Origin of the sequence: Candidatus Amarolinea dominans, assembly GCA_016719785.1 — a bacterium.
In the GTDB taxonomy this organism is placed as follows: domain Bacteria; phylum Chloroflexota; class Anaerolineae; order SSC4; family Amarolineaceae; genus Amarolinea; species Amarolinea dominans.
Window position 1 is genome coordinate 363,060 of sequence record JADJYJ010000008.1, and the last position, 12,437, is coordinate 375,496.

Annotated in this window: 7 protein-coding genes; 5 read left to right on the forward strand and 2 right to left on the reverse strand. The window is 62.9% G+C overall.

Annotated features, from left to right (window positions below; all coding sequences use genetic code 11):
• Window positions 1–112: 112 nt before the first annotated feature.
• Window positions 113–4,093, reverse strand: a complete 3,981-nt coding sequence (locus tag IPM84_12660) for a glycosyltransferase family 39 protein (GenBank protein ID MBK9093595.1) — start codon at window positions 4,091–4,093, stop codon at window positions 113–115.
• Between the two features lie 584 nt (window positions 4,094–4,677).
• Between IPM84_12660 and IPM84_12665 the strand changes: the two genes are divergently transcribed.
• From IPM84_12665 to IPM84_12680, 4 genes are all read left to right on the forward strand, one after another.
• Complete coding sequence (locus IPM84_12665) at window positions 4,678–5,040, forward strand: hypothetical protein (protein ID MBK9093596.1); 363 nt, start codon at window positions 4,678–4,680, stop codon at window positions 5,038–5,040.
• Window positions 5,041–5,467: 427 nt separating this feature from the next.
• The gene (locus IPM84_12670) at window positions 5,468–6,091 is read left to right on the forward strand and encodes a hypothetical protein (protein ID MBK9093597.1); all 624 of its coding nucleotides are present in this window, start codon (window positions 5,468–5,470) and stop codon (window positions 6,089–6,091) included.
• Window positions 6,030–9,500, forward strand: a complete 3,471-nt coding sequence (locus tag IPM84_12675; GenBank protein MBK9093598.1) for an Eco57I restriction-modification methylase domain-containing protein — start codon at window positions 6,030–6,032, stop codon at window positions 9,498–9,500. The genes IPM84_12670 and IPM84_12675 overlap by 62 nt, the downstream gene beginning before the upstream one ends.
• 373 nt (window positions 9,501–9,873) lie before the next feature.
• Window positions 9,874–10,767 (forward strand): Fic family protein, encoded by an 894-nt coding sequence (locus IPM84_12680; protein ID MBK9093599.1) that lies wholly within the window; start codon window positions 9,874–9,876, stop codon window positions 10,765–10,767.
• 150 nt (window positions 10,768–10,917) lie between these two features.
• Here IPM84_12680 and IPM84_12685 read toward each other — a convergent pair whose 3' ends face one another.
• The gene (locus IPM84_12685; GenBank protein ID MBK9093600.1) at window positions 10,918–11,190 is read right to left on the reverse strand and encodes a hypothetical protein; all 273 of its coding nucleotides are present in this window, start codon (window positions 11,188–11,190) and stop codon (window positions 10,918–10,920) included.
• Between the two features lie 369 nt (window positions 11,191–11,559).
• Here IPM84_12685 and IPM84_12690 point away from each other — a divergent pair, with 369 nt between their 5' ends.
• Window positions 11,560–12,432 (forward strand): ABC transporter ATP-binding protein, encoded by an 873-nt coding sequence (locus IPM84_12690; GenBank protein MBK9093601.1) that lies wholly within the window; start codon window positions 11,560–11,562, stop codon window positions 12,430–12,432.
• The last annotated feature ends 5 nt before the right edge of the window (window positions 12,433–12,437 follow it).

The following is a 12,437-nucleotide window of genomic DNA, read 5'->3' on the forward strand; positions in this document are numbered from 1 at the left end:
GCGCCGACCGGCGTCCACAGGGGACGCCGCGGCACGCCCATCAGGCGGTTTCAATCGCTGAGCAGTTACTATTCAACGTCACTTCACCGGGCAAGGCGCCAATCGCCCTGCGCTACGGTTGTACCGCAAACGCGGTCACTTTGCAAGCCGGGGTGTCTACAACAAGAACCTGATTCGAGGAACTGACGGCAATGCCCAGCAGTTTGCGGAACTGGCCGGGTTCGTTGCCCTCCATGCCAAATTGACCGACCGGCGCGCCATCCGGCGCCAGGATGACGACCCGAAAGCCCTCAGGATCGGTGGCGTACAGACGGCCATCGCCGCCCGTCGCCAGGTGCGGCCCGTCCAACGTGCCGGCCGGGGTCAACGCCAGCGACTTGACGATGGCGGCGTCTGCGGCCAGGTGCCAGAGGATGCCGTTGGTTGCCTCCACCACCCAGATGTCGCCGCCAGGGCCGACCGCCACGTCAGTTGGCTGCCCCTGGCCCACCGGGGGTTCGTCCTTGCCGCCGATCTGCGCCAGGCGCTGACCGGCCGCATCGAGATGCAGGATGCGAATGCCGCCGGTGTCGGCCACCCACAGATCGCCCTGTCCATCTACCCACAAGCCACGCGGGCGGTAGAAGGTGTTCTCCACCCCAAACGCGGCCACGAACTGACCGTCGGCGGTGAAGCGCTGCAAGCGCTGCTGCACCGAGTCCAACACCACCAGGGTGCCGTCGGGCGCTATCCCCAGGTCGAACGGCTCGATGAACTGCCCGTCGCCCTCGCCTTCACGACCCCAGGCCTTGACGAACTTGCCCGCCTTGTCTAACTTGACGATGCGGTGATTGCCCGTGTCGGCCACGTAGATATTGCCTTCGGCATCCACCGTGACCCCGCGCGGCTGATTGAACTGACCATTGCCGCTGCCGCAAGCCCCACTCTGCCACACCACCGGCAGCGCCAGGTCGGGCAGGCTGCCGAGCTGGCCGGCCGCGGCCACCGGAGGCTGCCCGCCGCTGGTCGGCGGCTCCGCGCCGGCCGGCTGTCCGCCGGACACGTCAGGCGTTGGCGGCGTTGGCGGCGCCGGGGTTGGGGGGGCAGGCAGCACGATGTTCGTCGGCACCATGTCCTCGATGGGGAAGAGGTAGGTGGGCGGGATGATCTCCTTGCCCCCGCCGGGCGGCTGCCACCACAACTGCATGTCGCGCGAGCCGCCGATCTGCCAATACCTGACCTCGATGTCGTGGAAGCCTTGATCCAGGAAGATGCTGCCCTCACGATACTCAGAGCCGTGCGAGCCGCCGTTGTCCGCGACCAGCGTCTTGTTGATGAAGACCTGGGCGCCGTCATCGGCCCGTGCGCCAAAGAGGTACTGACCGCTCTGCGGTGCGGCAATTTTGCCCCGCCAGACGATGCTGTACGGCTCTGAGAGCACCGGGTTGGGCAAGACAAAGATGTCGTGCTGGATGCGCACCGGCTGGCCGCTGGCGTCGCCGGTCGGGTAATAGTAACCGATCAGGCCGCTGTTGGCGATCTCCAGGGCATAGAGCGCGTCGGCTGATACCACACCGGCCGGGATGCCGGGTCCGCTCCAGGAAAACCGAATGCGGCCCGGCTGCTGGCCGCTGTTGTAGGTCAGCGCGATGCCCTGAAAACCGCCGGGCAGGGTGATGGTTTTGGTCTGCGTGTGCTGGCTGTCGGCCTCTGTGATCTGCAGTATGGGCTTGTCGTTGATCCACAGCTCGGCCGCGCCGTCGCTGGTCAGCTCGAAGGTGTATTGGCCGTAACCGCCGCTGGTGAAGAGCGCGCCTTGCCAGCGCACGGAGAAGGGCGCTTGCAGCGGCGGCGCGGTGGTTTTCCAGTCGAAATCAATCGCTGTGTCGCGGCGCTCGATGGTGGGCGGGCCACCGGCGGCGGCGGCGGGATAGAAGCGCGCAATCAGCCCGCGCCCCTGCGCCACTGCGGCTGTCGGGACGCGGTAACTGACGAAGAGCGAAGCGCCGAAGGGGTCCTGATGATAATCGGCCGCGCCGTCCGGGTAGATCTGCTGCAACAGCGGCACCAGGCGCCGATCGAGGGTTTCCATCACATAAACGACATCGCCCTCGGCCTGGACGCTGCGCAGCGGCAGATGTTCGGCCAGGTTGAGCAGGGTGTAGGGCCGGCGACGGCTGATCAGTTCCACGGCCGAATGGCGCTCGAACGCCGGCGACAGGTAGACCTGGGCGTTCGCCGGCAGGTCACGCAGATAGGCGCCGATGGCGGCCTCCGACGCGCTGAACGCGCGCCAGACCGACGGGTCCTTGGCCTGCTTGTTGAAGAAGGTGTCGGCGTTGACCGCGCCTACGTACAGCACCAACGCCAGCAGGGCGAGCAGGAAAGGCTGGGTCGCCCGCTGTTGCCGCGCGCGGCGCGCCGGTTCGGCCTTGGGCAGCCGCCACGCGGTCAGGTAGACATCCCAGGCACGATCCAGGACCAGGCCCACCAACAGGAAGATGACGGGCAGCAGGCCGATGGGGCGGCGCGCGGTGGGCGCTTCATGGGCCACGGAGAGCACCGCGACGCTGCCCACGATAATGATCCAGGTGAAGCTGAGGAAGGGCAGCGGCCGCCACAGATGGCGCAGCATGTAGGCCAGGCCCAGGATGACCAACGCGCCGACCACGACATCGAGCAGGGGCGCGCCGGGCAGGTTGTTGAGCGCGGCCAGGTCGCCGCGCCAGTGAAATGACCAAAGGACCTTGTCCAGGTTGTCCCACAACGGCTTGAGCGAACCGCCCGCGTTCTCGATGTCATTGAAAACTGAGATGTGGCGCGTGCGGCCGATGAAGACGGCCCAGTGTTGGATAATGTAGACGCCCAGCGGCGCCACGCCCACGATGCCGCCGGCCGCCATGACCAGGCTGCCTTCGATGGTCTCCCGCCAGCGCTGCCAGTGCGTGATCAGCCAGTAGAGCAAGAAAATGCCCACTACGAACGGTACGATACGAAAAGCCGTGTAGGTGTTCATGCCCAGCGCCAGCATCAGCCCGGTCCAGGCCCAGTCACGCCGCCGGCCATAGCGCACGGCGCGGATCAAGAAGAGGAAGAGCAGGCTCTCCACCAGCGGCACCATGATCAGTTCATAGACGATGCGGCTGAAGGTCAGATGCCAGCGGCTGACGGCAAAGAGGGCCGTGGTTGGCAGGGCAATGTGCCAGTCGAACAGCTCACGCGCGAGGAAATAGAAGGCGAGCAGGCTGAGGGTCGCGACGATAGCGGACACCAGGCGCATCTGCGTGATGCCGACGCCGGCCAGTTTGAACATGAAGGCGATCAGGTAGGTGAACAGCGTGGCCTGGCCCTCGTTGGTTTCGGCGTAGGGCGTGTAGAGCCGGCCGTTCAGCCACTTGAGCGCGTCCATACCGTTGTTGCATTCATCGGATTGACAGCCATTGGGGAAGGTGTTGATCTGGTAGACGCGCAGGAACAGGGCCACGAGGAGCAGGATGATGAGAGCGATGATCTCCGGGGAGGAAAACCAGGTGCGCAGCGCGGTGCGCAGCGATCGCCTGGCCGCAGGCGCGGGCGCCAGCGGCGCCGGCTCAGCGTCCGGGATCATAGCGGTCGCGACGTCCGGCGCGGTGATGGGCGACAACAGCTCATGGGCGGGGAGCGCCAGGGTCGCGGCATCCAGCGTAGCCTCCGCATCCGGCACGTCGGCGCTGTCTGGCGCGGGCGCGGACTCAGGCCGTGACCGTTGTTCCTGCACCTCACTGCCGTTGGCCCAGGTGCCGGCGATGAAAAGAGGAATGCTGACGAGCCACAGGATCAACGGCAAACCAGTGAACTGCAGATCACCGGGCGGCGCCTGCCAGAAGAGGACAATGGCAACCCCAGCCAGCAGCACGCTGAGGATGGTCAGACCGAACGACCAGCGCGGCCAGTGCCGGCGCGCCACCAGGTCAGGCCAGGGCGCGGGCGGGCGCGCAACCAGGGCAAAGATGAGGCCCGCCAGCAGGAACAGGAGCAGGGCATCACGCCGCGGATCCGTCTGCGAGCTGCGCAGCAGCGAAGCGCCGAGCAAGGCAATGAGAAGGGCAAGTAGAATATAGCTAATTTTGCGCATGGTACCGATCGCTGGGGGATGAATGGGTGAAATTTGGTAAAAGGCATTCGTATTTTAGCACAGAGTGAGTCTGCTGCCAATCAGGCTTGGGTGTGATTCGAAACCAGGTGTCCGCCGGGGCGGGGGGCGGTTTTCTTTGACAAATCAGTAGCAGGCTGGCGGCAGGGGCCCGCCCTCCCCGCCGCAAACCAGTTGTTTTGGCACGAAATTTAGGGTTCAATGCCAGTGAACTACGCCGGATCGAAAAATCGGCATCACCGAAGGGATGGACGCAACGGGCGAACGAATTAAGAATGTACGTACCAGGTTCACTCTAGATTTACAGACGGTCGGACAATTTTCGCCATATGGTCCCCTCCACCACACACTGGAAGATACGTGCCGCATGTTCATTGGCCGGAAATAGATGAAGACTTGAGCGTTGAAGGTTTGCTCGTCTGCTGCAATGCAAGGCTTTACCTGCCCAACACCGTTTGCAGTTGACGCCGAACCAGCTAGCGCGGTTTGAGCGAAGATGCGTACGGCGCAACTGACACTAGCCGTTGGGCTCGCGCAAATAGCGTCAGATGTGCAGAGGAATACCGATGGATGAAGATTTCGTAAAATACATTCGACAACTCAGGACGGTTAATGAAGAACAGGTCAGAAGGCAACATGAGCAGAAATTGCAGGAAGAGCGCGCAAAAACAGCAACACAAGCTGAGTGTGAACGTCTGCGAAAAGGGTATAATTTAGACTGGCTCAGTCGTTTAGAAGATAGAACAAGCCAGGCATGTTTTAAACAGGATAAGCCGAATGACTTGGATTCATTGACCTTGAACTCTAAGCTAACACTTGAGATTTGGGATTTGAAGCATCAGGACGGTTGGCAAAGAACTGGGAGCATACTTGTTGCTAGGGCTAAGGGATTGGCAGGGAGGATGGCACAGCATTGCGGCCTCTATTGAGTACAAAGTGCAGGAAGATAGCCGCAGCGAAATCTATGCATACAGCGAAGTGGCAACTGGACTGAAATTGGGAGTGGCGTGATGTTTGGCCCCTTGGACCAGGCCAGGGGGCCCCGGATTGAAAGGGTCGGGCCAAAACAGAAAGGTGTTTGGGGCGGCTGGTTTGTGGCAAAGGAGCAGGGAAGAGGAGCGGCGGGGGGCGGGGAGGGGGGCGGGTGCCCCTGGGCAGCCAAAGGCCTGTTTCGCTACACCTTATGCGGCTGGTTGGGCAGCCCGGTGCAAGCCAGGGCCGACACGTTCGTCCCACGAATGCGGCTGGAAAAGACCTTCGTTGCCGCTTCATGCTGCGTCGCCGGTTGCATCTGGACGCTGATGTACGCGCTGGTGTTCGGCTGCTGAGGACATAGCTAATCCCATGACAGATTCCATGAACCCACCGTTGCTGCCGTCGGGCAAGTCGCTCTTTTCGCTGCACTACCTGGAGTCGCGTCTGCCCGCGCACCCCGAATGGGCGGAAGATCCGACCCAGGCGTTCGCGGCGTTGGCCGCGTTGTGGGAGAAGGCGCAGCGTTACGGCGCGGCCTGGAACGAGGCACAGACCGAGGACGAATTCATCAAGCCGACGCTGGCCCTGTTGGGCTGGAGCTACATCCCCCAGGTCAAGAACAGCCGGGGCGGCCGCGTCAACCGGCCCGACTATGCCCTGTTTGCCGACGAAGCGACCAAGAACGCCGCGTATCCCCACCAGGGGGACGATGACCCCTTCTACGGCCGCAGCCTGGCCATCGCCGAGGCGAAATACTGGGGCCGGCCCCTCAGCCGGAAGGACGCCAGCGGTCGCGACACTTGGAAGAGCGACAACAACCCCAGCCACCAGATGGTCGGCTACCTGGTGGGAACCCGCTGCCCGTGGGGCATCCTCACCAACGGCCGCATCTGGCGCCTCTACAGCCGCGAGGTCAGCAGCACTGCCAGCGAGTATTACGAGGTTGACCTGGCGGCGATCTGCCTGCCTCCCCCTCTCCTCGCAGGAGAGGGGGCCGGGGGGTGAGGTTGACACCTTCCGCCGCTTTTGGCTCTTTTTCCGCCGCGCCGCGTTTACGCCTGATGCGCAGGGCCGTAGCTTTGTCCGCCGCATCCATGAAGGCTCTGCGACCTACGCCCGCGAGATCAGCGACAAGCTGAAGGAGCTGGTCTTCGACGAGGTGATGCCGGAGATCGCGGGCGGCTTCGTGGCCTACCGCCGCCAGCAGCTTGGCATGCGCGAGGAGACGGCCGAGAGCCTGGGACAGGTCTATCGCGCCAGCCTGAGCCTGCTCTACAAGCTGCTTTTCGTGCTCTACGCGGAGGCGCGCAACCTGCTGCCCATCACCAACCCGGCCTATTGGGAGGAGAGCCTGACGCGCATGGCGCGCCAGGTGGCCGAGCGCGCAGATCGCGGCCTGGCGATCAGCGACGCGACCCACGCGACCCGCCAGTATGACAGCCTGCTGGCCCTCTTCCGCCGCATTGACCAGGGAGATCCTGACCTGGGCGTGCCGCGTTACGACGGCGGCCTCTTCAACCCGGCCACGCCCGACAACCGCTTCCTGGCCGGGCACAAACTCAGCGACCGGGCCGTGGCCCGCGCGGTAGACATCCTGGTGCGCGACGCCGGCCAGCCGGTGGACTACGCCTACATCAGCGTGCGCAACCTGGGCAGCATCTACGAGGGGCTGCTGGAGAACAAGCTGGCCCTCACCTCACCCCCGGCCCCCTCTCCTCTCCCGATTACGGGAGAGGAGAGGGGGTTGGGGGGCGAGGTCCTCCTCGTCAACGATCGCGGCGAGCGCAAGGCGACCGGCTCCTACTACACCCCCGACTACATCGTGGACTACATCGTCCGGCAGACGTTGGGGCCGGTGCTGGATGGCCGGCAGACCGCGTTCGCCGCGGCTATGGATCGCATCGCCGAGCTGCGCGGCCGGCTGGCCAAGACACTGGACGCCGGCGTCAACCGCCATCTGCGCGGTCAGCTCGCGGGGGCCGAGCGCGACGCGGCCGAGGCGTTCCTGGGGATCAAGGTCTGCGATCCGGCCATGGGGTCGGGTCATTTCCTGGTCAACGCGGTGGACTTCCTGACCGATGGCATCATCCTGCGCATGCAGGCGTATCACGACAGCCATGCCGGCGTGCCGTGGGAGTGGAACCCGATCCGCCAGACGGTGGAACGGGTGCGCGGGGAGATCGTGGGAGAGATGGCGCGGCAGGGGATCGGGCTGGACGCGGCGCGGCTGGATGACACCAGCCTGCTGACCCGCCTGGTGCTGAAGCGCTGCATCTACGGCGTGGATCTGAACCCGATGGCCGTGGAGCTGGCCAAGCTGAGCCTGTGGCTGCACTCCTTCACCGTGGGCGCGCCCCTCAGCTTCCTGGATCATCACCTGCGTTGGGGCAACTCGCTGATCGGCAGCGACGTGCGCACCGTCGAGGCGGCCATCGCCGCGACCGACAGCGGCCAGATGGCGCTGTGGGGCGGGCCGTTCGCCGGGCTGCTGGCCCTCACCACCACCATGCTGGAGATCGCGGGCCGGGCCGACACCACCCTGGCCGACGTGCGCCAGAGCGCGGACGAGTTCGCCGCCATGCAGGCCGCGCTGACCCCCTACAAGCAGGCGCTCGACCTGTGGGTGAGCCAGTGGTTCGACGAAGGACGCAAGACGAAAGACCACGGCGCGGCCTTCGAGTTCATGACCGTGCATGGCGCGGACGTGCTGCCCGCGCTGCGCGGGGAGCGTGCCCTGGCCGAGAAGGTCCGGGTCGCGGTCGAGCGGTCACGGGCGCTGTGGGCCGAGAAACGCTTCTTCCACTGGGACCTGGAGTTTCCGGAGGTCTTCGTAGACCTGGCGCGGCGCGATTGGGCGGAGAATCCGGGGTTCGACGCGGTGATCGGGAACCCGCCGTATGTGCGGCAGGAGCAGTTGGCGCCGCTCAAACCCCACTTTGCCGCCAATTTTGCCGAGGTCTACCACGGCACGGCCGACCTGTTCGTCTATTTCTTCGCCCAGGGCTTGCGCCAACTACGGGCGGGCGGCCGATTGGCCTACATCAGCAGCAATAGCTGGTTCCGCGCCGCCTATGCCAAAGGGCTGCGGGCCTACTTGCGCACCCACATGATGATCGAGACGCTGGTGGACATCGGCGACAACCACGTCTTCACAGACGCGGCGGATGTCTACCCGGCGATTCCGGTCGTGCAGAAAACCCCGCCCGCCCCCGATCATCACGCGCAGGTCGCCATCTTCACGCGCGGCGAAGGGGTGAAGCAGTTTGCCGAGCAGGTGGCGGCCAAGCTGATGCCGGTCGCGATCCACGATCAGCCGGACGCCGGCTGGCAACTGGGCGACGACGCGGGGCGACGTGTGTTCACCAAGCTGATGGCCGCCGGCCGGCCGTTGGGCGAGGTAGTGAAGGGGGGGATCTACTACGGAGTTAAAACGGGCTCGAATGAAGTATTCATCATTGATCGGGCAACGCGTACTCGGCTGGTGCAGGCTGATCCTCACTCCGCTGAGATTATGAAGCCGATTCTTCGCGGCGAAGATCTGCGACCATGGTTTTGGGAAGATGAAGAACGGTGGCTAATCTTCACGCGCAGGGGGATCAATATCGAGGCTTATCCCGTCGTCAAGGAGTTCTTGACGCCTTTCCGCAAGCAGTTGGAACCGCGACCTACCGATTGGGATAGGACGCAACCGTGGTCAGGCCGGAAGCCCGGTGCCTATGAATGGTACGAAATTCAGGACACAATCGACTATTATCGGGCTTTCGCTACGCCAAAGATTTTCTGGCCCGATATCGCCAAATCACCGCGATTTGTATGGGATGATGCTGACACATATGCGAGTAATACCGCGTACTTTGTCTCCGATGCGACTCCATACTTACTCGGTATACTGGCGAGTCGAACAACATGGTTTGGTATCACCAACCTGTCACAGCCATTTGGAGAGCGGATCGGAGCCAATCGCTACCGGCTGTTCGCCCAATTCATGTCTTGCCTACCCATCCCCGACGCCCCCACCGCCGACCGTGACGCCATCGCCGCGCTGGCCCTCGCGATCACCGAACAGGCACGCGCCCGCTACACCCTGCATCGCCAGACTCACCACCGCATCCTGACCGACCTGGGTCAGCCGGGCGCGGCCCTGAACCAGAAGCTCACCGCCTGGTGGGAGCTGGACTTCCCCGGCTTCATGGTCGAGGTGCGCAAAGCGTTCAAGCGCGAGATCCCGCTGCGGCAGCGGGACGACTGGGAAGGCTGGCTGGCCGCCCGTCGCGCTGAGCACGCGCAGCGCACAACTGAAATCGTGCGGCTGGAGACGCAGCTCAACGCGCGCGTCTACACGCTGTTCGATCTGGCGCCGGCTGAGATCAAGATCATCGAAGAGTGTACGAAGTACCGGTACGGCGAAGTCTGAGCTTTTGCGTGAGGTCCGACTACCTGATTGACCGGATGGTCTACACGCTCTACGGGTTGACCGACGACGAAATCGCCATCGTGGAGGGGCGGTAGCCAATTCGATCAGTTGACGCCCTGCCTTCCCAGTGCTACAACCCGTGTCAGACACGCGTTGCCAGGATAGACTCTGCTGATGATGGAGGCCAATCTATGACTATCATGTCGCCACGAACCATCGAAGCCGCTTACGAGAACGGTTTGTTGTGCCCATCGCTATCTGCTCGAGTACTTCGCGGCGATGGAGCAGCCAAAACCCAATGCCTCGGTGGACAGACGAAATGTCGCTCAACCGGCAGGCGATACGGCCTGACCCATCCTTGTGGAGACTCACAGTGACGCTGAACGAACTCCTGGCCCGTGTCGAAGCCTTACGCGGCGAGGTGGACGCCTTGCGTCCGCTCGACCCGGAGCAAGAGGCGCGCCTGGTGCAGAAGCTGAACCTGGAGTGGAACTACCATTCCAACGCCATCGAGGGCAACACGCTGACGCTGGGCGAGACGCGCGCGTTTCTGCTCTACGGCATCACCGCGCAGGGCAAGCCATTTCGGGATTACCTGGACATCCGGGGGCATCATGACGCCATCCGCTACCTGGAAGAGTTGGTGCGCGGCGGCGAGGCGCTGACCGAGGCCGCGATCCGTGAGCTACACCGCATCTTGCTCGTGGAACCATACGACGTGGACGCCATCACCGCCGATGGTTGGCCCACGCGACGTCGCATCGCCATCGGCTGTTACAAGACGGCCCCCAACCACGTCCGCACCACCACGGGCGAGACGCACTTCTATGCCACGCCCCTGGAAACGCCCGCGCTGATGGGCGAGTTGCTGGCCTGGTATCGCCGGGAGGCGCAAGCCGGTGCGCTGCATCCCCTGGTGTTGGCCGCCACATTCCACTACCGTTTTGTCGCCATCCATCCCTTCGACGACGGCAATGGCCGCATGGCCCGGCTGCTGACCAATCTCATTCTCATGCAGCACGGCTTTGTGCCGGTGGTCATCCCGCTGGAGGCACGCGGCGATTATCTGCTGGCGTTGGAGCGAGCCGATGCCGGCGACCTGGCCGATTTCGTCCAGTTGGTGGGCCGGGAGCTGATCCGCTCGCTGAATCTGACCCTGGCCGCGGCGCGCGGCGAACCCCTGGAGGCGGCCGGCGGCCTGGAGCGCCGGATCCAAAGGCTGCGGGAGCAGTTGGCGGCCTATAAGGCCGTTCCCGTTCAGGACTGAGACCGGCGTGTTCGCACGAAGTCCATGAACTCGCGGAAACCGGTCAGGAGGTCGGCGCTGAAAGGCGCAGGCTCGACATCGTTCTGCGAGCCGTTATGGAAGTGGCGGGGATAGGTGGACACGTTGCGCCAGGCGGTGTTGGGGAAGTTATCATAGCTGCCCCATCATCTCCAGCAAGATGTGGCGTTGGTCTTCCAGGTAGTCGAACCGGAAGGTGTCGTCGAAAGCTTCGGGTTCGTGGAAACGGCCCGCCTGGACAGCCTGATCCAGTTCGGCGACGGTTCGCACGCCGTATCGGTGGGCCAGCGTGAACAGCTCACTCTCTACGAGTCGTAGCTTGCGCTCCAGGTAGAGTTGCAAGCTATCGCGTTCGAGTTGGGCCGGCGTCGTATTCAGGCGAGTGGCGACTTGTTCGAGTATCATCGGATGACCCTCCCATTTCTCGCCAGTATTGTACCTGACCGGCGCCGGCGCGTCAAGGAAAGGCTCGAAAGTGCAGCTATTCCATAATATAGCACACATTCAACCACCCGGGAGCACAGAGAACACAAAGAAACGGCAGATCAGACGCAAATCGGCAACTTCTCTGCGTTCTTTGTGATCTCTGTGGTCAAAAACCCGGCTACATTTGGAACTGCTGCAGCGCAAGGGTCCGGCGGTTCGGGTCGGTTGACAATCCAGGGGGTTGGGTGTAGACTGAAAACAGCGACGGGGTCACGATTTGCGCCACACCTGACGGTGGGCGTTGGGTGGCGATATCTTCCGCACTATTTTGTGCAAAGGAGCGACTCTATGAGTGTTATCGAAGTTTCTAAGCTGACCAAGTATTACGGAAAAGCGCGGGGCATCGTGGATGTCTCTTTCAGTGAGGAAGAAGGCGAAATCTTCGGCTTCATTGGGCCAAACGGCGCCGGGAAATCCACCACCATCCGCCTGTTGCTGTCGCTGATCCATCCAACCAGTGGCAGCGCCAAAGTTTTTGGCAAAGATGTGGTCACTCACGGCCCGGAAATCCGCCGCGATATCGGCTACCTGCCTTCGGAAGTCTATTACTACGAAGGGATGAAAGTCGTTGACTTGCTCAAGTATTCCGCCAGCTTTTATAACGGCGACTGCACCCAACGCATGCACGAGCTGTCCGAAACCATGGAACTGGAGATGAACCGCCGCATTAGCGACCTGTCCTATGGCAACAAGAAGAAGGTCGGCATCGTGCAGGGCTTGCTGCACAGCCCTAAACTGCTCTTCCTGGATGAGCCGACCAGCGGCCTCGATCCGCTCATGCAACGCAAGTTCTTCAACCTGATCCGTGAAGAAAATGCCCGCGGCGTGACCGTTTTCTTCTCTTCGCATATTTTGGGCGAAGTGCAGCGCTTATGCACCCGGGTGGGCATCATCCGCGAGGGCAGCATCGTCGAAATCTCCGACATCCGCACCCTGCAGAAGAATAACTACAAAAAGGTGCATGTGACGGCTGAAGGGCTGACTCGGGCCTCCTTTGATCTGCCGGGAGTGACCAATGTGCAAGTGGAAAACAGGTCGGTGAATTTCTTCTTCAAGGGCGACATCAACGCGGTGCTGCAAAAAATCAGCGGAATCCAGGTTGCCGATGTGACCATCGAGGAGCCGACGCTGGAAGAAATCTTCATGCACTACTACGAATAGGCGGA

Coding starts and splice junctions, on each gene's coding strand:
- IPM84_12665 (MBK9093596.1), top strand. CDS start 4,678: ATGGATGAAGATTTCGTAAAATACATTCGACAACTCAGGACGGTTAAT.
- IPM84_12670 (MBK9093597.1), top strand. CDS start 5,468: ATGAACCCACCGTTGCTGCCGTCGGGCAAGTCGCTCTTTTCGCTGCAC.
- IPM84_12685 (MBK9093600.1), bottom strand. CDS start 11,190: ATGATACTCGAACAAGTCGCCACTCGCCTGAATACGACGCCGGCCCAA.
- IPM84_12660 (MBK9093595.1), bottom strand. CDS start 4,093: ATGCGCAAAATTAGCTATATTCTACTTGCCCTTCTCATTGCCTTGCTC.
- IPM84_12690 (MBK9093601.1), top strand. CDS start 11,560: ATGAGTGTTATCGAAGTTTCTAAGCTGACCAAGTATTACGGAAAAGCG.